We start from the raw sequence: 20186 nt of genomic DNA, 5'->3' as shown, positions 1-20186 counted from the left end.
GCCGTAAAGGCGGCGGGGATGCCGGGCGCGGCTTGGGAGGCGCCCCCGGCTATGTCACTCATTTTGCGATCGGCAGTCCGGTCGCCGAGGCGATCTGCTGGGCTGCATCGTCAAGTGCTGCCTTGCCGTCCGGATAGCCGCCGGCGAGATACTTCGTCTGTACGGCCTTGATGATTTCGTCAGCATCGCTGAAGTACTGCGTGCCGGGGCTCGGGCGGATCTTCGGCAGGGTCGCGAGGATGTCGGCCCAGACCTTCTGACCGCCCCAATAGGGCAGCGGCTCGTTGACGAAGGGGTCCTTGACCGCCGTCAGCAGCGACGGCACGAGACCGAAGGATTTCAGCATTGTGACCTGGCCTTCATTGGTGCCAAGCGTATACTCAAGGAATTTCCAGGCGGCTTCCTTGTTCTTCGAGCTGCTGGCGATGGCCAGCGATGAGCCGCCGAGATTGGCCGCGTGCGGGCCATCGGCTGTCATGCTCGGCATCGGATAGACGCCCCATTTTCCGGCGAGATCCGGCGAGGTCGAGCGGATGGTGCCTTCATACCAACCGCCATAGAGCTGCGATGCGACCTTGCCGGCATTATTCGACTGGATTTTCTCGTTCCAATTCGCCGCGCTCAGCAGACCCGCGTCCTTGATCTCCTTTACCTTGTCCAGGGCTTTGATGCAGCCGGGCTGGTTGACGACAATGTTTTGGCTGTCATTTGAGAAATAGCCGCAGCCCTGCTCGTTGGCGAGCATGCGGAACCATTCGCTGTCGCCGTTGAGATCGGCCTGCGCCATGATCACACCCGGATTGGCGGCGGAGATCTTCTTGCCGGCGGCAATGAAATCGTCCCAGGTCTTGATCGTTGCCGGATCGACGCCGGCCTTTTCGTAGAGATCGCGACGGTAGAACATGGCGACCGGGCCGGAATCCCAAGGCATGGCATAGGCAGCATCGCCGACTTCGAGTTCGGCGCGCTTGAAGTCTGGGAACTGCTTCTTGAGTTCGTCCGTGTAGCCGAGTTTTGTCAGATCGGTCAGGCAGTCCGGGAAACGGTTCCAGAAGATCGAGGCCTTGTGGTTCTCGATCGACATGATGTCGGGCAGACCCTCGCCGCCGGCGGCGCAGGCGGGCAGCATCTTGTCGAAGACCTGAGGGTTTCCGATGTCCTGAACATCGACCTTGATATCGGGATATTTTTTGTTGAAGCCCTCAAGCGTGGATTTCAGCGCCGATGCGGCGACGTTCCAGCTCCAGACAGTAATGGTGGTTTGCTCGGCGAATGCGGAGCCGGAAGCAAGCATGGCGGCGAGCGTGGTCGCGCCAAGAAGTTTTAAACGCATTGAAAATCCTCCCTTTTCAATTGCCGTCCTCTAACGAACGCGCTTAAACTATCTGTCGGTACGCTTCTGTCTCCTAAAAAGGGAACATCGACTTGGCGAAAAGTAAGGTGGGTGATCGGGCGGTCTATCAGCCGGGTGCGAGCAGCATCGAGGGGCTACCGACGACCCTGCAGATGTTTCATACCCATCCTCCCCTGATGGCGAAGCCGCATTGGCATGCGCAGGTCGAGGTGAACTATATCATACGCGGCACCGTTCACTACCGCATGAACGACCATGAAATTCAGCTGCGGGCCGGGGATATCTGTCTGTTCTGGGGCGGGCAGCCGCATCAGATGGATGATTCGTCGGAGGATTCGATCTATGCCGGCGCGCATCTGCCGCTGGTGCACTTTTTCCGCATGCGCCTGCCGCTCGATATTTCCGGCCGGCTGATGCGGGGCCAGACCCTGGTGACCTCGGCCACGGACGCCGCCGATAACGAGAATTTTGCGCGCTGGTATAGTTATTTCCGCTCCGGTCACCCGGCCAAGGCCGAACATGCCGTTGCCGAACTGCTGCTGCGGCTCGAGCGGATCGCCTTCGAGCCCTATCACATGCTGCCGGAAAAACGGGAGCATCCGCTGAACGAGCAGGTTCATCCGCAATCGTCGCGCGCCCTTGCGCGGATGTGCGATTTCATCGCCGGCAATTTCCTGCACGACATCGATACGGTCGATATCGCCAAGGCGGCGGACCTGCATCCGAAATATGCCATGAACCTCTTCAAGAGGTGCACCGGCATGACGCTCAGCAAATATGTCAACCTGCTGCGGCTGTCGCGCGCCCAGGCGATGCTGATGCGCGATGGCGCCAATGTGCTGCAGGTGGCGATGGACAGCGGCTTCGGCTCGATCAGCGCCTTCAACAAGTCCTTCCGCCATATCGCCGGCATGACGCCCTCCGATTTCCGCCGTGACATGCGGGTCCTGACCGCGATGAATGTCGAGGCCGGTCGTCCCCCGATGCGGCGACCCGCGCCGCAATTCTAGCCGCAAACCCCTTGCCGCCGCTCTCGATCTGTCGCACTCCTCTACAGCGCCGCGCGTCAAACTGACCCGCAAAGGACGCTGTAACACTTTAAGATTGCTGCATAAATTTGCCCTTAAATCGGAATCGATTTAAGGATTTATGCTGCGGGCCTATTTCGGAGGGGAGATTTTTATGCGGCAATTTTCGGCGTGCATCGAATGGCTGTTTGCTCGCGAGGGCGATGATTTTGCCGATCGTATCCGGGTGGCGCACGCAGCTGGCCTCGGCGCCGTCGAGTTCTGGCGCTGGACGAACAAGGATGTGGATGCCATCGCATCGGCGGTGGCGGAAACGGGTGTCACCGTTGCCGGAATTGTCGCCGAGCCGATGATTGCATTGACGAATCCGGCTAACAAGGAGGCGTGGCTCGAAGGGTTGCGGGCATCCATCTGCGTTGCGCAACGCCTCGGCGCTCCGGTTTTGATCGCGCAGGCGGGAGACGATCTGCCCGAATTTTCTCGCGCAGAGCAGCGCGCTGCTTTGATCTCCGCCCTGCATGCCGGCGCCGATATCCTGAAAGGCTCGGGCGTGCGCCTCGGCCTTGAGCCGCTGAACACGCTGGTCGATCATGCCGGCTACTATCTGTCCTCGACGGTGGAAGGCCTCGATATTGTCGACGAAGTCGGCCGGCCGGAAATCGGTATCGTCTATGATATCTACCATTCCGCGGTGATGGGTGAGCGCACAGAGGAGGTCGTCAAGGGACGCATCGATCGCATCGTTCATGTTCACGTCGCCGATCGCCCCGGCCGCAACGATCCGGGCACGGGTGAGATTGATCTCGTCAGCCGGCTGAACTGGCTGTTCGCCCATGGTTACGAGGGCAGGGTGGGTCTGGAATACAGGCCGAAGAGTGAAGATCCTGGAACTGTCCAGGCGGTGGTGAAGCTGCTGTCGGCCTGACGATCAGACCGGTTCGAGCATGCCGAAGACGGCGACCAGTGCGATGACGCCGATACCGAGGACGATCTCGGCGATGCTGCCGAGGCGGATGGCATTCAGCGTCCGCGCCTGATCGTGCCTGATACGCGGTACGAGGACATAGCGATTGACGATCGCCAGCAGGCTCATGCTGGCGACAAGCGCGATCTTGAGGCCAAGCAGCGCCTGATAGGGCGATGACCAGTCGGTCGGTAGGTGCTTCAGGACCAGCATCGTATTGACGATGCCGGAGACGATCACCAGCGCCACGGCGATGTGACCGGCGGTGGAGAAGCGCCGCAGGGCCAGCAGTGCCTCAGCCCGGTATTCCTGCTGGCTCAGAAGCCGGAGAATAGGCACCAGCGGCACCAGCGCCCCCAGCCAGCCGCCGCCGGCCAGAACGTGCAGGATATCGTTGGCGCGATGCGCCATCCTCAACCATCCCTGATGCATCGAGGCATGCCCGGTCAGCATCAGTGCTGCAAGGCCGAGGCCGGAGCCGAGCGCGATACCCCGATGACGCCAATGTCCCGGCAGCGGCAAGGCGAGAAGGAGAAGGAGTGCTGCGATGGCCTGCGCGAGCCAGGCTTGCCCCACCGTCGTCTCAAACAAGACTGCGTGGAGCGTGCCGGCATCGATGGCATCGCTCCAGCCGTTGCCGATGTCGGCGGCTGCCAGCGGCAGCGAAAAGAGGGTGGCAAGGATCGCCACCAAAGCGGCGAGGACGGATGCGCCGGCGAACATGCGCCAGATCCTGTCAGCCAGGGCGTTCGGCACCATGAAGCAGAGATAGGCCGTCCCGCCCCACAGAAGCATCAGCGATGCATCGTGAACGAAGCGGCCGGCCGCGAGCGCTGTATCCGGATCGATCAAGGCTTCACGGTGAAAGTATAGCTGCCATTGGTCTTATGGCCATCGGTGGAAAGGACATGCCATTCGACGGTGTAAGTGCCCGCGCCGAGGGGTGCTGAAACGGGAACCGTCAGACCGGTGTCGTTCCGCGTCAACCTTGGATTACCGAGCTTGACGACGGTCTTGTCCGGGCCGGTGACTTTGACAGCGGAGAATTTGAGGTTCAGGCTCTCCGTGAAGCTCAGGTTCAGCTCGCTGGGCGAACCTGTGACCGTGCTTTTGTCGGCGGGCGCGGCCGATTTCAGATGCGCATGCGCAAGGGCTTGCCCGGCAAGGCCGAGGGCGAGAACGGCGGCAAGGCCGAGCCTGGTGATGGTCGTGGCTATGAAAAGTCCTCCTGCTGCGTTATCGAGCGCGATAGGATTGTGGATACCTCATGTCAACTTTTGCTATGCGAAAAGATCACATTTGGGACGCTTTGCGGCAAGGTAACGTTTTCTTGACGGCTTGCAGCGAGGTAGAGGGCCGACAGTAGCGTTCATACATACCCATGGCTCGGCAAAGAATCGTCGTTTTTCGATCATTCTTGCAGATGTGGGTTGGAGCGCTCGGGATGCTGACACTTCGATGAGAGAGTTTCATGGTGGCAAATACGATACGCGAAAAAGTGACGCGTGGCTTCGGCCAACAGCGACGTCGTGAGCGGCTCGATCTTCTCAACGTGCCCACCTATGTGATCGGCGATGTGCATGGACGCTACGATCTCCTGAGCGCGCTGGAGCGAAAGATTTTCACCGATGCCGCCACGCTGCCCGGCCGCAAGCTGATCATCATGCTCGGCGATTATATCGATCGGGGTCCGGCCTCGGCACAGGTCGTCAGCCGGCTGATGGCGCCGCCGCCGAACGGTTTCGACCGGATTTGCCTCACCGGCAATCACGAAATGGCGATGCTGGAATATATCGATGGAGACATATCCCTGGACGATTGGGTGGCGCTCGGCGGCGACGCGACGCTGAAATCCTATGGTGCGGATATCCAAGCCTTGCGTCAGCAATATCCCCAGCAGAAGAAGCTCGATACCTTCATCCGGACCTGGCTGCCCGACGACCATATCAATTTCCTCCGTGGCTTGCCGATCCTGCTCGACACGCCGGAGGTGCTGTTCGTCCATGCCGGCATCGATCCGGACCGGCCGATCACGGAGCAGGCGGATGACGATCTCGTCTACATCCGCTCGCGCTTTTACGACAGCGCGCAGCCGCTGCCGAAACTGATCATTCACGGCCACACGCCGGTGAAGGACGCTGATGCGGACGGGCTGCGGCTCAATATCGACACCGGCGCCTTCTATTCCGGAAAGCTGACGGCGGCCCGGCTGTGGCAGGGCCGCGTCCTCATCACGACGACATAGTTAGCCGGCTTTATTAAAGATTGCCGATGCAGAGATACTTCATTTCGAGATAGTCGTCGGCGCCATGGCGCGAGCCCTCGCGGCCGAGGCCGGATTGCTTGATGCCACCGAAGGGCGCGGTTTCCGCCGACATCAGGCCGGTGTTGATGCCGACCATGCCGTATTCCAGCGCCTCGGCAACCCGCCAGACCTTCTTGAGGTCGCCGGCGAAGAAATAGGCGGCGAGGCCGAATTCGGTGTCGTTCGCCTGTGCGATCACGTCCTCGACCGTCTCGAAGCGGAAGAGCGGCGCCACCGGGCCGAAGGTCTCCTCGCGGGCGACCTTCATTGTCCGGTCGATGCCGGTCAAAATGGTCGGCGTGAAGAAGGTGCCGGCACCCTCGATGCGCTTGCCGCCGGTGAGCACCTTTGCGCCCTTCGACACGGCATCGCGGACGTGATCCTCGACCTTGGCAATGCCCTGCTCGTCGATCAGCGGACCGATGGTGACGCCGGGCTTGAAGCCGTCGCCGACCGAAAGCTCGGCCACCTTGGCGGCGAGCTTGGCCGCAAAGGCATCATAGACATTGGATTGCACATAGATGCGGTTGGCGCAGACGCAGGTCTGGCCGGCATTTCGATACTTGGAGGCGATCGCCCCTTCGACGGCGGCGTCGAGATCGGCATCGTCGAAGACGATGAAGGGTGCATTGCCGCCAAGCTCCAGGCTGACCTTCTTGATCTGGTCGGAGCACTGGCGCATCAGGATACGGCCGACTTCCGTCGAGCCGGTGAAGCTGATCTTGCGCACCTTGGCATTGCCACAGAGCTCGCGGCCAATCGCCGGGCCGTCGACGCCGACGATGACGTTGAACACGCCGGCGGGAATGCCGGCCTGTTCGGCGAGCACCGCCAGCGCGATTGCCGAGAGCGGTGTCTGCTCGGCGGGCTTGGAGACCACAGTGCAGCCGACGGCGAGCGCCGGCGCAACCTTGCGGGCGATCATTGCCGCCGGGAAGTTCCAGGGCGTGATCGTGCCGACGACGCCAACTGGCTGCCGGATGACGAGCATGCGCTTGTCGTTGGACGGGGCCGGAATGGTTTCGCCATAGATGCGCTTGGCCTCTTCCGCGTACCATTCAACATAGGAAGCGGCATAAAGGATCTCGCCCCTGGCCTCGGGCAAGGGCTTGCCCATTTCGGCCGTCAGGATGGCGCCCAGTTCGTCGGCATTGGCGACCATCAGGTCGAACCACTTGCGCAGGATGGCGCTGCGTTCCTTGGCCGGGCGTGCGGCCCAGGCGGCTTGAGCGGCATAGGCCGCGTCGATCGCCGCCGTGGTCTCGGCAGCGCCCATGTCGGGCAGGCTCGCCAGCACTTCGCCGGTTGCCGGATTGATGACATCGAAGGTCTTCGTCGCGCCGCCTGCCGTCCAGACGCCGTTGATATAGCCGGCATCGCGCAGGAAGGGCGAGGAGAAGGGAACATGCTTGGTCATTGCGGTCGTGAAGGTCATGATATGCACTCCGGAGAGGATATTGCCTGGCCATTGCGCCGGGCGTTCTGAGAATGGGTTTTGAGGCAAGCGCCGTTATTTGCCGGCGCTTGCTTCCAGCATCGATGCTTCCAGAATGTCGAGCGCTTCGCTGAACACGCCGTCCTGGATGGTGATCGGCGAGAGGAAGCGGATGACATTGCCATGGACGCCGCAGGTCAGCAGGATCAGGCCCTTGTCGAGGGCGATCAGCCGCACCCTGTTGGCGAAGTCGGCGCTCGGCAGCTTCGTCGTCGCATCGTTGAACTCGACGGCGTTCATGAAGCCGGGACCGCGAATGTCGACGATCTCCGGCACCTTGCCGCGCAGCGATTCCAGCCGTTGCTTCAGCCGCGAGCCGAGCTGGTTGGCACGGTTGCAGAGGTCCTCGTCGACGATGACGTCGAGCACGGCGTGGGCGGCGGCGATACCGATCGGATTGCCGCCATAGGTGCCGCCGAGGCCCCCCGGTCCCGGCGCATCCATGATCTCGGCCCGGCCGGTGACGGCGGCGAGCGGGAAGCCGCCGGCGAGGCTCTTGGCCATCGTCATGAGATCGGGCGCGACATCATGATGGTCCATGGCGAACATTTTGCCGGTGCGGGCAAAGCCGGTCTGAACTTCATCGGCAATGAGCAGAATGCCGTGCTGGTCGCAAAGTTCCCGCAGTGCCTTCATGAAGGCGGCGGGTGCGGGATAGAAGCCACCTTCACCCTGCACCGGCTCGATGATGATGGCGGCAACGCGCTGCGGGTCGACATCTGCGGCAAACAGTTTCTTCAGCGCGGCCAGCGATTGCTCGACGGTGACGCCATGCAGCGGCACGGGGAAGGGCGCATGGAAGACATCGCCCGGCATCGAGCCGAAACCGACCTTGTAAGGCACGACCTTGCCGGTCAGCGCCATGCCCATGAAGGTGCGGCCATGGAAGCCGCCGCCAAAGGCGATGACGGCCGAACGGCCGGTGGCGGCGCGGGCGATCTTGATGGCATTCTCGACGGCCTCGGCGCCGGTGGTGACGAAGATGGTCTTCTTGGCGAAATCGCCCGGCGTCAGAGCGTTGAGGCGCTCGGCCAAATGGACATAGTTTTCATATGGCACGACCTGGTGGCAGGTGTGGGTGAAGCGATCAAGCTGTTCCTTGACGGCGGCGATAACGCGGGGATGGCGATGGCCGGTATTGACCACGGCAATGCCGGCAGCGAAATCGATGTAACGGCGCCCTTCCTTGTCCCATATCTCCGAGTTTTCAGCCCGGTCGGCATAGATCTGCGTGGTCATGCCGACGCCGCGGGAAATGGCGGCGTTCTTCCGGTCGGTCAGGGTCATCGCTGTTCTCCAGGGATAAGAAAGTTCGAATTATCTTGCAGAACTTCTGCAAGTTCTTTAGAAAAATTCCTACATTTTTCCTGCAAGATATCAAGCGGCATTTTGTAGGGGTGACAAGAAACCGGTCGAGGCTCACGCAAGCCGGCCATCCATGCTAAGCAAATCAAAAGACTAAGATCAGGAATCATTGGCAAATGAACAGCATCGAGCCCGTGCGCTACAAGGTGGCGGAGGCGGCGCGTCTGGCGGGCGTGTCGGCTTCGACGCTCAGGCTTTGGGAAAGCCAGGGTCTGGTCGTTCCCAGTCGCTCCGACACCGGACACCGTCAATATAGCGCCGAGGACGTGGCGCGGCTGAAGCGGATTTCCTGGTTTCGCGCCGAGCGCGGGCTCAATCCCGCCGCGATCCGCGAAGCCCTGGAGACGGAAGACGCGACCTTGCCGGGTACGGAGAATGGCGAGCAGGCGGCGTCCTCCGGCATTGGCCGCAAGCTGCGGGCGCTCCGTCATGCGGCCGGCAAGACGCTGGATCAGGTCGCCGCCGATATGGGCGTTACATCCTCGACCCTGTCGACGCTGGAGCGGACTTCGCAGGGCGTGAGCTTCAAGACCCTGCACGATCTCGCTGATTATTATGGCACGACGGTCTCGCGGCTGTCGGGCGAGGAGCGCGAGGACGTGTCGGCGCTGATCCGGTCGGGCGAATGGCGTGCCTGGCCGGAGACGACGCCGGGCGTGACCGTCCAGCTTCTCGCCGAAGGGCGGACGATGATGGATTGTCATCGTTTTGTCCTGGCGCCTGGCGCCACCAGCGAAGGCGCCTATCGACATGACGGTGAGGAGTTCATCCATATTCTCGCCGGCCGGCTGGAGCTGGTGCTCGACAACGACCAGTTCTTCGATCTGATGCCGGGCGATTCGCTCTACTTCGAAAGCCGCCGCGACCATTCCTGGCGCAACCGCCACGACGGCGAGACCATATTGCTCTGGATCAATACGCCGCCGACATTCTAGGCCTCGCGCGGTATCGCTATATCCCTGCCTGTTCTATAAAACAGGACGATAACAAGTTTCAGACGATAGTAAGCCCGGAGAGTTTCATGGCCGCCACCATCCGCTATCACGAAGGCGATATTTCCGCCGCCGATGCCGCCCGCTATACCGGCGCCATAGCCATCGACACCGAAACCCTCGGTCTCATCCCCCGCCGCGACCGGCTCTGTGTTGTGCAACTTTCGCCGGGCGACGGCACCGCTGATATCATCCGCATCGCCTCGGGCCAGAAGCAGGCGCCCAATCTCGTCGCCATGCTCGCCGATACGACCCGCCAGAAAATCTTCCACTACGGCCGCTTCGATATCGCCGTACTGTTCCATACCTTCGGCGTCACCACGACGCCGGTCTTCTGCACCAAGATCGCCTCGCGCCTCTGCCGCACCTATACCGACCGTCACGGCCTGAAGGACAATCTCAAGGAACTGCTCGAGGTCGATATTTCCAAGGCGCAGCAGTCCTCCGACTGGGCGGCGGAGAAGCTGTCGCCGGCGCAGCTCGAATATGCCGCCTCCGACGTGCTCTACCTGCATGCGCTGCGCGACAAGCTGACGGCACGCCTTGTGCGCGATGGCCGCATGGAACATGCGGAAGCCTGCTTTACCTTCCTGCCGACCCGCGCCAAGCTCGATCTACTCGGCTGGGAAGAGGCCGATATTTTCGCGCATAGCTGATCAGTTGCGTCAGAAATGATTGGAAAAGCCGGTGCAGCGGAGGCGGCACCGGCTTTTCTTTAGTGATCTGTTAAGAAACGCACTGCTATTCTGCCTCTGATTGCATGCATTCGATCGGTGCCTTCTTGCGTTGCCTTGCCGTTTTCCGGCGATCGAATAGCGACCGGCCGCATGAGCGGCCTTGATTGAACCTGCCTCCCGCTTCCAACATCGTCTTGCCAGACAGAGGAGCATGTCATGTTGTCTCCCGTTGCCGCAGTCTCCGTTGTAGGTGCGTCCATTGAGAAGCCGGTGGTTGCCTCCGCTGAAACATCCAGCGTCCAGGCCGCGGCGACGCCGCTTGCTGTCCTGTCGAGCGCTGTAAACGCCAGCGCCGGCGGCAAGCTGAACATGTTGCTGGCTGCGGCACGCGAGCGGATGTTCGAAAGCCTGTTGTCGGCGATCGACGCTGCCAGCGTGGCGCTGAACCTTCCACGCGAACCGGATGAGAGCAACGCCGCCTTCGCGCAGCGGCTGGCCGATGCAATCCGCAGCCTGCCACCCCAACAGGTCGCCACCGCGCAACAGCAGTTGAATATGCAGGTGAAAACGCCGGCTCCCCTACCTCTGCTCGCTGAAGCCTTCGACAATCCGGATAGCCCGCAAGCCGTGCAGATCGCCGTTAGCCTGGACGCATCCCTGACTCAGGAGCCCGATGCGGTCATCAGGGCGGTTGTCAATTCCTATGGCCAGAATGCCGGGGAACCGGATGTGGTCGGGCGGCAGCAGGCGCCGCAAGTCCCGGCACAGGCGGTGCCGAAGACCTCTGAGCCGGCAGCCAATACGGCAACCGCTGCCCCATCAGCCCTACCCGAGAAGACGGCAGCGCTTACTCCCGCTAATACGGCTGCGGCCGCTCCAACGGCCTCGCCGGAGAAGATGGCAGCGCCATTCCCCGCGCCGGTAACGACCGTTCCCTCAATGCCTGCTGTGCAAGTTTCGCAACAGACAGCGGCGACGATCATCCAGGCTATTGTCAGTCCTGCAGTGGTCTTGGTTCCGGAGGCCATGCCTGACCTCGAGGCTGTCGTGATACCGCAAACCGCTCCAAATCAACCTGTTAGTCCGGCGCCGCAGGCCGCGAACGTGCCCGTTATTGTTGAAAAGAGCATCCCTCCGCAGGTTGCCGTCAGCGTCGAAGACAAATTGCCGCCGGCCACCTCGCTGCCGCCGGCATTGCCAAATGAAGCGAAGCTTCCGACGGAAATTGCGTTGATCAGATCCCCCCTCGCGCCGCCGCCGGTGCCGCGCGACATCCAGCAGCTGCGGGCGGATATCAAGCAAGGGCTGCAGGTCGTTATCAGCCCGCCCATGGACATCACCGATTCAGAGCTTCCACAAGTCATTCGAACTGAGGCCCCCCTGGCTGAACGGGTGATCGCGCAAGCGCTTGTCGGCAATGCCCCTGATCGGCCGGATCTGCAACCATTACCGCAAACGGTTCGTGACGAGAGCGTCAGGAACATCGCCGCTGCGTTGGCGGGCCAGATCCCGGCTTCCTCCGAGGAGGTGCAGAATGCTCCGCTCGCCGCCGCCCTCCCTGGCAAACCGCAGGGCAACGCGCCGGTGATGACGATCATGGACATGTCGGAGGCCGTGGCACAGACGGGAACGACGATCGCTCCGCTGCTCGGCATTCCCTTTGCGATCGCGCACTATCTTCCGGCCGCTGTTCCCGCTGAGGATGATCCGAAACGCGTCGATCGTGTCGATCTGGTCGATGAAGAGCGCGAGCAGGGCCAGGGCGGAGAGACGGCGCGCGATGACAGCGAAGACGAATCCTCGCCTGAGGAGACGGATCAACCGGCGGCCGCTGCCGCCGATCCAGTCGCTGGAGACGCCGACGCTGAGGTCGCTTCTGCCTCGACTGTGCCTGTTGCGCCAAAAACGGCGGCGCTGCCGGCACCTGCGCCGGTCGATCCCTTGTCCGATCACGCCTTCGATTTCTATCGGCGCATGGTCGGCTGGGAATGAAATAGCCGGGCCACAAGAAGCTCAAACAAAAACCCGCCGGATCGCTCCGGCGGGTTTTCTATCTCTATCAGGCTTGCCGAGGATTATTCGGCGCCGCGGTTCTTCAGAGCCGCGCCCAGGATGTCGCCGAGCGAAGCGCCGGAGTCGGACGAACCGAACTGAGCGACTGCTTCCTTCTCTTCTGCGATTTCCAGAGCCTTGATGGACAGCATGATCTTGCGGTCCTTCTTGGAGAAGTTGGTGACGCGAGCGTCGACAACCTGACCGACCGAGAAACGCTCCGGACGCTGTTCGTCACGGTCACGCGACAGATCGGCGCGGCGGATGAACGAGGTGATGTCGTCGTGGCTGACGAGCTTCACTTCGATGCCGCCGTCGTTGACTGCGATAACTTCGCAGGAAACGACTGCATTCTTGCGCAGGTCGCCAGAAGCAGCGGCTTCGCCGACTGCATCCTTGCCGAGCTGCTTGATGCCGAGCGAGATGCGTTCCTTGTCGACATCGACGTCGAGAACGACGGCCTTGACGACATCACCCTTGTTGAACTCCTCGATGACCTGTTCGCCCGGACGGTTCCAGTCGAGGTCGGAGAGGTGCACCATGCCGTCAACGTCGCCGTCGAGGCCGATGAACAGGCCGAATTCGGTCTTGTTCTTGACTTCGCCTTCGACTTCAGTGCCGGCCGGATGGTTGCGGGCGAATGCAGCCCACGGATTTTCGAGCGTCTGCTTCAGGCCAAGCGAGATACGGCGCTTGGTCGGATCGACTTCGAGAACGACCACTTCGACTTCCTGGCTCGTGGACAGGATCTTGCCGGGGTGTACGTTCTTCTTGGTCCAGGACATTTCCGAGATGTGGATCAGGCCTTCGATGCCCGGCTCCAGCTCGACGAACGCACCGTAGTCGGTGATGTTCGTAACGGTACCGGAAATCTTCTTGCCTTCCGGATACTTGGCCTGGATGCCATCCCACGGATCGCTCTCGAGCTGCTTCATGCCGAGCGAGATACGATGGGTTTCCTGGTTGATGCGGATGATCTGTACCTTGACCTGCTGGCCGATGGACAGGATTTCCGACGGATGGTTCACACGGCGCCATGCCATGTCGGTGACGTGCAGCAGGCCGTCGATGCCGCCGAGGTCAACGAACGCACCGTAATCGGTGATGTTCTTGACGACGCCGTCAACAACCTGGCCTTCTTCGAGGTTCTGAACGATTTCAGAACGCTGCTCGGCACGGGATTCTTCCAGAACCGTGCGGCGGGACACGACGATGTTGCCGCGGCGCTTGTCCATCTTGAGGATTTCGAAGGGCTGCGGATTGTGCATCAGCGGGGTCACGTCGCGGATCGGACGAATGTCGACCTGGGAGCGCGGCAGGAAGGCGATAGCGCCGTCGAGATCGACGGTGAAGCCGCCCTTGACCTGGTTGAAGATGACGCCTTCAACGCGTTCGCCAGCTTCGAACTTGGCTTCGAGCTTGATCCAGCTTTCTTCGCGGCGAGCCTTTTCGCGCGACAGAACGGCTTCGCCCAGCGCGTTTTCGATACGCTCGACGTAAACTTCGACTTCATCGCCAACCTTGAGCGTGCCGTCCTTGGCGCGTGCACCGAATTCCTTCAGTGCGATGCGGCCTTCGACCTTGAGGCCGACGTCGACAACTGCGACGTCCTTCTCGATGCCGGTGACGATGCCCTTGGTGACATAGCCTTCGGCCAGATCGTTCTTGGCAAAGGACTCTTCGAGAAGAGCTGCGAAATCTTCGCGAGAGGGGGTAGCTACAGACATAAAATCTCCTGGCGTGTCCTTATTATGCATTTTGGACACTGATGCGCCGGTGGTTTGTGTTGAACAGGCCTGCATCCAGTCCGCCTTCCCCTTGGGAAAGCTATCCGGCGCTTGGACGGAATGTCAGGCTTCTTAAAATCGGCGGCTTCGTGCGCAAGGCACGCGAAAGCCGCTCGCATGTTAGGCATTTCGGCTCAGGGCGGCGTCGATGATCGACTTTGCCGCCTGAAACGCCGCTTCTATACTCATTTCCGAGGTATCAAGCAAGTGCGCGTCTTCCGCTGGCCGCAAAGGGCTGTCGGCCCGGCCCATATCGCGCTCGTCGCGACGTTTCACGTCCTCGAAAATCGCCTGATAGTCGGCGCTGCCGCCGGCATCGGCGATTTCGTCGTAACGCCGCTTTGCGCGAACCTCGGCCGAGGCCGTGACATAGATCTTCACCGGCGCATCCGGGCGGATGACGGTGCCGATGTCGCGCCCGTCGAGAACCGTGCCCGGCTCCTTGCGCGAAAAGGCGCGCTGTGCCTCGACCAGCACCCGGCGCACCGCCGGCATGACGGCGACCTTCGACGCCGCCTCGCCGATCTCGTGTTTCGACAGCACGGCACGGTCGAGCCCGCCAAGATCGACCTTGCGCGCCATCGCCTCCGCCATGGCCTCGTCATTAAGCGGCAGGCCGGCATCGAGCAGGGCCTTGGCGGTCGCCCGATAGATCAGGCCGGTGTCGAGATGGTGGAAACCATATTGATCGGCGATCCGGCGCGACAAGGTTCCCTTGCCGGCCGCTGCAGGTCCGTCGATGGCGATCGTAAACGGTGTCGTCACGGAGATATGCTTCCTTCCACGTCCAAATCGGCGCCAAGTTTCGCCATCAGGTCAAAAAACTCCGGAAAGCTGGTGGAGATCATCGCGCTGTCGTCGACCCTGACCGGATGTTCCGAGGCAAGCCCCATCACCAGGAAACTCATCGCAATGCGATGGTCGAGATGGGTCTTGACCGCATCGTTGCCGGCATTGCCGAGACCTTTTCCATCCGGCCGGCCCCGCACAGTTAGCGAAGCCTCGCCTTCCGTGCAATCGGCGCCGTTGAGCGTCAGTCCCTCGGCAACCGCCGAGAGACGATCGGATTCCTTCACCCGCAGTTCCTCCAGGCCCAGCATGACCGTCGTGCCCTCGGCAAAGGCGGCGGCAACGGCGAGGACCGGATACTCGTCGATCATCGATGGCGCCCGCTCGGCCGGCACCGTCACGCCCTTGAGCGCCGAGGACCGCACGCGCAGATCCGCCACATCCTCGCCGCCGGCAAGGCGCTGGTCGATAACCTCGATATCGGCGCCCATCTCCTGCAATGTCAGGATCAGGCCGGTGCGGGTCGGGTTCATCAGCACGTTGCGGATGGTGATGTCGGAGCCGGGGACGATCAGTGCCGCGACCAGCGGAAAGGCGGTCGAGGAGGGATCGCCCGGAACGTCGATGGTCTGGCCGGAAAGCTTGCCCTGGCCCTGAAGGCGGATGATGCGAACGCCGTCGCGACCGGTCTCGACCGAAAGTGCGGCGCCGAAGCCGGCCAGCATCTTTTCCGTATGGTCGCGGGTCATGACCGGCTCGATGACGGTGGTGATCCCGGGCGCATTGAGGCCGGCGAGCAGCACGGCGGATTTCACCTGCGCGGAGGCCATCGGCACGCGGTAGGTGATCGGGTTGGCGGTCTCGGGTCCATGTAGCGTCACCGGCAGCCGGTCGCCTTCACTGGATTTGACCTGCACACCCATCTGCCGGAGCGGATCGAGGATGCGGCCCATCGGCCGTTTGGAGAGCGAGGCATCGCCGATGAAGGTGGATTCGAAATGATAGACGCCGACAAGGCCCATGGTCAGGCGGCTGCCTGTGCCGGCATTGCCGAAGTCGAGGGGAGCCTCAGGGGCGAGCAACGCGCCGTTGCCGACGCCCTCGATGATCCATTCGCCGTCGATTTTCTCGATTTTGGCGCCCATGGCCTGCATGGCCTTGCCGGTGTTGAGCACATCCTCGCCCTCGAGCAGGCCGCTGATGCGGGTCTCGCCGGAGGCAAGGCCCCCGAACATGAAGGCGCGGTGCGAAATGGATTTGTCGCCGGGAACGCGGATGGTGCCGGAAAGATTGGTCGAGCGGCGCGCTGTCGCGGGCCGCGAATGAGTGTCGTGCGGCATGGGCAATTCCTTTGCAATGCCGTTATTTACGCCGCATTATCGCTGACTTCGGTCCGGTTGCGCCAGCTGCCCTGCGGTTCACGCGGGCTCGATATCACAGAGATGTTGCCGGGTCATCCCGGTATGCGGGGAAAACCCTTCGCGTCGTATATAAAGTTTGGCTTTGACAGGGCCTGCGGTAACGATTAAGGGGACCGGCTGATAATTTCCCTTAAAAGGCCGGCTTTCCCGGCTTGCCGAATATTGATTCGGCCATTCATGAGGCTTTGACAGTGGCGAAAGCGGAACTTGGAACAAAACGTACCGATCCGGACAACGGCAAGAAATTCTATGACCTGAACCGGGACCCGGTCGTCTCGCCCTATACCGGCAAGTCCTGGCCCCTGTCCTACTTCGAGGAAACCTCCGCTGCCAAGGAAGTTCCGGAAGAAGAGGAAGTGGCTGAAGTCGATACCGAAAACACCGAAGTCGAGCTGGTCTCGCTGGAGGACGCCGATGAGGCGGTTGCCGGCGACGAGATCCCGGATATCGGCGATGACGATGTCGAAATCGGCGACGATGACGACGACACCTTCCTCGAAGCCGACGAAGACGAAGATGACGACGATATGAGCGACATCATCGGCGTGACCGGCGACGACGACGACGTTTGATTTGCGGACAGTCGGCCCGGTAAACGAGAAAAGTTCTCCGGGCCGAAAATTTCGGCTTGCTATCTGTAAAAACCAGAAGTAATAAGCCGCCACCCCGACGGGCGAAACGCTTCGAAGGGACCCAGGGCCGGTTCAACCGGCACCATCTTGATGGGGCTATAGCTCAGCTGGGAGAGCGCTTGCATGGCATGCAAGAGGTCAGCGGTTCGATCCCGCTTAGCTCCACCAGCCTTCGCTCTGCGAGCTTCGGCTCGGCAAGCCCGGAGGGTTTGATGAGATGAAGGCGAGAAGGTAGCGAAGGCTGCCGCGCTGAAGTTGCGCAGCAACGTAAGCGGGCTTTTCTCCACTCGACGCGAACTCTTATCTCATCCTTTTGAAGGTTGTTATTACGGCTATATCGCCATGGTTGCGTACTTGCTCGGACGCACTATCATGCCTTTGCATGAAGTATGTCTACATCCTCACGAGCACAGAGTTCCCTGACCATCACTACATCGGCGTGACGGGCGACCTAAAAGCCCGCTTGGTAAAGCATAATGCCAAGGAGGTCCCGCATACCTCAAAATATGCCCCATGGTCGCTCAAGACCTATATCGCTTTTTCCGATGAGACGCAGGCCTTCGCATTCGAGAAATATCTGAAATCCGGTTCAGGACGAGCCTTCGCGAAGAAGAGGCTGTAGCCTCCTCGTACTCCATTAGCCACCCTCACCCGTACACGCGTCCCAATCACTCAGTCGCCAAAAGTTTCACCGTGATGCCGCCCAAGTCTAGTGGGTCTGGCAGCAGACCTTCCTCACAAAGGCATTCCCCCATGTGGCAATAGAATCATCGGGAATTGACCCGCTGGCCTTCAGATTACCCACCATCTTCTCTGCCCCATCTGGGTCGAACGTTCGGTCAAGCGTTATGGCGAACCATCCGTTGCTTGCGAGGTAGGCCATAACCGGTAGCGGCGAACTCCGAATATATTGCTCGGTGTCGGCGTAGTTGTCGAAGCTTTTGACCTGAACGAATTGCCTGCCGTACGGCGCGGCGCCGAACTGGGAGACCCAGACCCAAGAGTGAAACAAATAGCCCACCCGCGTGCCGACCCTGACGTGATACCACTTGCCGGTATCATCAAGGATGGCCACCGGGCTGCCGTTCAGGAACATTCCGACAGTCACGGATTTGCTCGTTGCTGCGGCCTTTAACGGCGCTTTGCCGTCATAGTGCTGAATGCGTCCAGTCCGGGCGTCTGGGATAGCAAACGACGGCAGGGGCTCAGATGGCGGCAGACTGGCGACCGTAGATGAAGGCGTCAGGGTTACTGGAGGGGAAACGCTTGGCGGAGTGGTTGGCGTGAGGCTTCCTGATAGAGCCGCTTCATTGGCAGGTTTCGAGCCATTCAGAGCAAGGTGGTATTGCTCCATCTCGCTGCCGGAAAGGTATCTTATATCGTCACTGTCGTACTTGAGGGAGAGCTGCAGCAAGGCTGGATCGACTCCCATCTCAGTCATGTAGGCAATCACCTCTGCTGTCAGCTGCTGGATGGCTGACACTGCGTCCGCAACGTTCATTCCCGAGGTGTCTGCAAAGGACGATTTGTGGACGCCGATTGAACCTGGATCAGCAAAGCGAGGGGTGCCTCCCATAAAGGCTAGCGAGCAAGCAGATGCGCATTCTGCGGTCTTTATCTGTATCGTCGCCAAATGCAGCTGTCGGATGAGCCGCCCAAGCTCAATCGCCTTCGCTATATTCCCGCCCGGTGAATTGAAGAAGACGGCCTTCACGTTTCCGCCCTGCACCGCGCTGATAAACTTTGACAGATCATCGTCCGCTTCGAACGCACCACTAACCACGACAAAGCCTGTATCGTCGTTTCCATGGCCAACCTGATAGGTGAGCGAGGCGCGTGCCGCGTTGCTCCAGCCTATAGCGACCCCTGCAAAGAGGCAGAACGCAATTGCACGTCTTGACCGCCCCACGCAGAACATTGCACGCTCCACAAAATACGAACCTGCGGAGCATAGTGATTTAACTTCTAGCGCATAGCAAGAGGTGGTGCCTTCAAGGCTCTCGCAAAGAGAGCATTAGGACGATTGAAAGAGATTCAGATTGCAGCCATGGTAATGCATTCAGGCGGCATAGTGAGGAGCATTCTATCGATGAGGGGTCTGGTCGCGTTCATTTCGGTGAGTCTGCTTTTCGCCGCCCCTGTGCTGGCCTGCGATCAGACCATTGTGCTCACAAATTGGAAGTCCTGCGCGGTCGGCATGCTAAATGAGACAGGCGGATCCTCCGATTGGAATGCCGTCCCGCGATGGACCAAGGCCAAGACCATCCAACCGTTCTTCTACCAGGACCCAAGACTGCTAGCCCTCCACGGGCTTTGCAACGATAAATTCCATCGTGTCGTCCTGTGCTTACCCGGCTGGCAGGAGAGCACCGACAAGAATGCATGTTGGTACTCGATATGCGCTGGCTATCAGGCGGCAAGTGGAAATTAGGGCATCGGCCTTATCGGCCTTTAAGAATGTACCGGATGGCTCTTCGGAAAGACCCGTCGTAGTCCTCCGCATCCCACCCACTTCATGCTAGCCTGCCCCTCACCACCAACTCACCCGATTCGGCCATGACCAGACAGCGTCGCCGTCGCCTCATCAAGACCCGTCGTACGGTGACGGGGTTTCTGCTTGTTGCCTCGATTTCCTTTATCGCCGGGATGACCGATGCGGTGGGGTTGATGCTGACCGGGAATTTCGTGTCCTTCATGACCGGCAATACGACGCGGGCGGCGATTGCGCTTGGGACGGGGGATTTTGGCCATGCCGCAGTGCTGTTTGCGGCGATCGTCACCTTTATCGCCGGCAACGCGCTGGGGATCGTCGTTGCCCATGCCGCCGACCGGCGGGCCTTTGTCGTGCTGGCCTGCGTCAGCATCCTGCTTGCGCTGGCAGCCGGTTTCGAGGTGCCGTCGCTGATCCTCGTGCAGTTCTATCTGGTTGTGCTGGCCATGGGCATGGTCAACGCCACCGTCGAGCATATCGAGGGCCTGCCGATCGGGCTCACCTATGTCACCGGCGCGCTATCGCGCTTCGGGCGCGGGATCGGCCGCTTTATCCTCGGCGACCGTGATTTTGCCTGGACGGTGCAGATCGTGCCCTGGAGCGGCATGATTATCGGCGCCATCCTCGGCGCTCTCCTGGCCGGCGCCTTCGGCTCGCATGCGCTCTGGCTGGTGTCGATGGTCGCGCTTGCTCTCGCGTTCGCGACCCTTTTCATCCCGCGACCGCTGCAGCGCCGCTTCAATCAGCGCCTGATGGTGACGGCGTCGATGGTGAAGAGATCGAAATAGCCACATTGCAGTGCACAAAAATCTGCTAGGAAAAGACGAATCGTTT

General features: G+C 60.8%; 19 protein-coding genes and 1 tRNA gene. 11 read left to right on the top strand and 9 right to left on the bottom strand.

What is annotated here, in order from left to right:
• Positions 1-58: 58 nt before the first annotated feature.
• Positions 59-1333: a sugar ABC transporter substrate-binding protein gene (locus tag AB6803_RS29495; RefSeq protein WP_371112205.1), complete on the bottom strand. Its 1275-nt coding sequence runs from the start codon at positions 1331-1333 to the stop codon at positions 59-61.
• Between the two features lie 86 nt (positions 1334-1419).
• Between AB6803_RS29495 and AB6803_RS29490 the strand changes: the two genes are divergently transcribed.
• Together AB6803_RS29490 and AB6803_RS29485 are read left to right on the top strand one after the other, a co-directional pair.
• Complete coding sequence (locus AB6803_RS29490; protein WP_371112215.1) at positions 1420-2364, top strand: helix-turn-helix domain-containing protein; 945 nt, start codon at positions 1420-1422, stop codon at positions 2362-2364.
• 172 nt (positions 2365-2536) lie between these two features.
• Positions 2537-3307: a TIM barrel protein gene (locus AB6803_RS29485; RefSeq protein ID WP_371112204.1), complete on the top strand. Its 771-nt coding sequence runs from the start codon at positions 2537-2539 to the stop codon at positions 3305-3307.
• 3 nt (positions 3308-3310) lie between these two features.
• On the opposite strand, the gene copD is transcribed toward AB6803_RS29485, so the two are convergent.
• Complete coding sequence (copD, locus tag AB6803_RS29480; protein ID WP_371112203.1) at positions 3311-4198, bottom strand: copper homeostasis membrane protein CopD; 888 nt, start codon at positions 4196-4198, stop codon at positions 3311-3313.
• Positions 4195-4563, bottom strand: a complete 369-nt coding sequence (gene copC / locus AB6803_RS29475) for a copper homeostasis periplasmic binding protein CopC (protein ID WP_371112214.1) — start codon at positions 4561-4563, stop codon at positions 4195-4197. The genes copD and copC overlap by 4 nt, the downstream gene beginning before the upstream one ends.
• Between copC and AB6803_RS29470 the strand changes: the two genes are divergently transcribed.
• Together AB6803_RS29470 and AB6803_RS29465 are read left to right on the top strand one after the other, a co-directional pair.
• Positions 4483-4680 carry a hypothetical protein gene (locus AB6803_RS29470; protein WP_371112202.1) on the top strand — a complete coding sequence of 66 codons (198 nt, stop codon included), beginning with the start codon at positions 4483-4485 and terminating at the stop codon, positions 4678-4680. The two genes, copC and AB6803_RS29470, sit on opposite strands and share 81 nt — an antisense overlap.
• A gap of 137 nt (positions 4681-4817) precedes the next feature.
• Entirely contained in the window at positions 4818-5591 is a 774-nt protein-coding gene (locus AB6803_RS29465) for a metallophosphoesterase family protein (protein WP_371112201.1), read from the top strand.
• Positions 5592-5604: 13 nt separating this feature from the next.
• On the opposite strand, the gene AB6803_RS29460 is transcribed toward AB6803_RS29465, so the two are convergent.
• Both AB6803_RS29460 and AB6803_RS29455 read right to left on the bottom strand, forming a co-directional pair.
• Positions 5605-7086: an NAD-dependent succinate-semialdehyde dehydrogenase gene (locus tag AB6803_RS29460; RefSeq protein ID WP_371112200.1), complete on the bottom strand. Its 1482-nt coding sequence runs from the start codon at positions 7084-7086 to the stop codon at positions 5605-5607.
• A 75-nt stretch (positions 7087-7161) separates the two neighbouring features.
• Positions 7162-8433, bottom strand: coding sequence for a 4-aminobutyrate--2-oxoglutarate transaminase (locus AB6803_RS29455; RefSeq protein WP_371112199.1), 1272 nt, complete (start codon positions 8431-8433; stop codon positions 7162-7164).
• Between the two features lie 194 nt (positions 8434-8627).
• Between AB6803_RS29455 and AB6803_RS29450 the strand changes: the two genes are divergently transcribed.
• The 3 genes from AB6803_RS29450 to AB6803_RS29440 all read left to right on the top strand — a co-directional run bounded on the left by AB6803_RS29450 (position 8628) and on the right by AB6803_RS29440 (position 12172).
• The gene (locus tag AB6803_RS29450; protein ID WP_371112198.1) at positions 8628-9446 is read left to right on the top strand and encodes a MerR family transcriptional regulator; all 819 of its coding nucleotides are present in this window, start codon (positions 8628-8630) and stop codon (positions 9444-9446) included.
• Between the two features lie 86 nt (positions 9447-9532).
• Entirely contained in the window at positions 9533-10159 is a 627-nt protein-coding gene (locus AB6803_RS29445) for a ribonuclease D (protein ID WP_371112197.1), read from the top strand.
• A gap of 237 nt (positions 10160-10396) precedes the next feature.
• A complete protein-coding gene (locus AB6803_RS29440) occupies positions 10397-12172 on the top strand; it encodes a hypothetical protein (RefSeq protein WP_371112196.1) in 1776 nt (591 codons plus the stop codon).
• A gap of 83 nt (positions 12173-12255) precedes the next feature.
• Here the strand turns inward: AB6803_RS29440 and rpsA are convergent, their stop codons facing one another.
• The 3 genes from rpsA to aroA form a co-directional block, all read right to left on the bottom strand.
• Positions 12256-13959, bottom strand: a complete 1704-nt coding sequence (gene rpsA / locus AB6803_RS29435; protein ID WP_007690343.1) for a 30S ribosomal protein S1 — start codon at positions 13957-13959, stop codon at positions 12256-12258.
• Between the two features lie 180 nt (positions 13960-14139).
• Complete coding sequence (gene cmk / locus AB6803_RS29430; RefSeq protein WP_371112195.1) at positions 14140-14784, bottom strand: (d)CMP kinase; 645 nt, start codon at positions 14782-14784, stop codon at positions 14140-14142.
• Complete coding sequence (aroA, locus tag AB6803_RS29425) at positions 14781-16148, bottom strand: 3-phosphoshikimate 1-carboxyvinyltransferase (RefSeq protein WP_371112194.1); 1368 nt, start codon at positions 16146-16148, stop codon at positions 14781-14783. The genes cmk and aroA overlap by 4 nt, the downstream gene beginning before the upstream one ends.
• Positions 16149-16420: 272 nt before the next feature.
• Between aroA and AB6803_RS29420 the strand changes: the two genes are divergently transcribed.
• The 3 genes from AB6803_RS29420 to AB6803_RS29410 all read left to right on the top strand — a co-directional run bounded on the left by AB6803_RS29420 (position 16421) and on the right by AB6803_RS29410 (position 17483).
• On the top strand, positions 16421-16801 hold the full coding sequence (locus tag AB6803_RS29420; protein ID WP_007690334.1) for a TIGR02300 family protein: 381 nt from the start codon (positions 16421-16423) through the stop codon (positions 16799-16801).
• A 152-nt stretch (positions 16802-16953) separates the two neighbouring features.
• A tRNA-Ala gene (locus AB6803_RS29415) sits at positions 16954-17029 on the top strand.
• A gap of 214 nt (positions 17030-17243) precedes the next feature.
• Entirely contained in the window at positions 17244-17483 is a 240-nt protein-coding gene (locus AB6803_RS29410; RefSeq protein WP_371112193.1) for a GIY-YIG nuclease family protein, read from the top strand.
• Positions 17484-17570: 87 nt separating this feature from the next.
• Here AB6803_RS29410 and AB6803_RS29405 read toward each other — a convergent pair whose 3' ends face one another.
• On the bottom strand, positions 17571-18779 hold the full coding sequence (locus tag AB6803_RS29405) for a hypothetical protein (RefSeq protein WP_371112192.1): 1209 nt from the start codon (positions 18777-18779) through the stop codon (positions 17571-17573).
• 638 nt (positions 18780-19417) lie between these two features.
• On the opposite strand from AB6803_RS29405, the gene AB6803_RS29400 reads away from it, so the two are divergent.
• Positions 19418-20140, top strand: coding sequence for a YoaK family protein (locus tag AB6803_RS29400; protein WP_371112191.1), 723 nt, complete (start codon positions 19418-19420; stop codon positions 20138-20140).
• Positions 20141-20186 lie beyond the last annotated feature (46 nt).

The sequence above is a fragment of the Rhizobium sp. RCC_161_2 genome, from assembly GCF_041355235.1.
In the GTDB taxonomy this organism is placed as follows: Bacteria; Pseudomonadota; Alphaproteobacteria; order Rhizobiales; family Rhizobiaceae; genus Rhizobium.
The sequence above is the reverse complement of the archived record's forward strand: the minus strand, read 5'-3'. Positions and strand labels throughout refer to the sequence as shown.

Bases quoted from the DNA above. Each gene is read 5' to 3' on its own strand.
- AB6803_RS29495 (WP_371112205.1), bottom strand. From the start codon at position 1,333: ATGCGTTTAAAACTTCTTGGCGCGACCACGCTCGCCGCCATGCTTGCT.
- rpsA (WP_007690343.1), bottom strand. From the start codon at position 13,959: ATGTCTGTAGCTACCCCCTCTCGCGAAGATTTCGCAGCTCTTCTCGAA.
- AB6803_RS29455 (WP_371112199.1), bottom strand. From the start codon at position 8,433: ATGACCCTGACCGACCGGAAGAACGCCGCCATTTCCCGCGGCGTCGGC.
- AB6803_RS29440 (WP_371112196.1), top strand. From the start codon at position 10,397: ATGTTGTCTCCCGTTGCCGCAGTCTCCGTTGTAGGTGCGTCCATTGAG.
- AB6803_RS29400 (WP_371112191.1), top strand. From the start codon at position 19,418: ATGACCAGACAGCGTCGCCGTCGCCTCATCAAGACCCGTCGTACGGTG.
- AB6803_RS29465 (WP_371112201.1), top strand. From the start codon at position 4,818: ATGGTGGCAAATACGATACGCGAAAAAGTGACGCGTGGCTTCGGCCAA.
- AB6803_RS29445 (WP_371112197.1), top strand. From the start codon at position 9,533: ATGGCCGCCACCATCCGCTATCACGAAGGCGATATTTCCGCCGCCGAT.
- AB6803_RS29410 (WP_371112193.1), top strand. From the start codon at position 17,244: ATGAAGTATGTCTACATCCTCACGAGCACAGAGTTCCCTGACCATCAC.
- aroA (WP_371112194.1), bottom strand. From the start codon at position 16,148: ATGCCGCACGACACTCATTCGCGGCCCGCGACAGCGCGCCGCTCGACC.
- AB6803_RS29405 (WP_371112192.1), bottom strand. From the start codon at position 18,779: ATGTTCTGCGTGGGGCGGTCAAGACGTGCAATTGCGTTCTGCCTCTTT.
- AB6803_RS29485 (WP_371112204.1), top strand. From the start codon at position 2,537: ATGCGGCAATTTTCGGCGTGCATCGAATGGCTGTTTGCTCGCGAGGGC.
- AB6803_RS29470 (WP_371112202.1), top strand. From the start codon at position 4,483: ATGCGCATGCGCAAGGGCTTGCCCGGCAAGGCCGAGGGCGAGAACGGC.
- AB6803_RS29460 (WP_371112200.1), bottom strand. From the start codon at position 7,086: ATGACCTTCACGACCGCAATGACCAAGCATGTTCCCTTCTCCTCGCCC.
- AB6803_RS29450 (WP_371112198.1), top strand. From the start codon at position 8,628: ATGAACAGCATCGAGCCCGTGCGCTACAAGGTGGCGGAGGCGGCGCGT.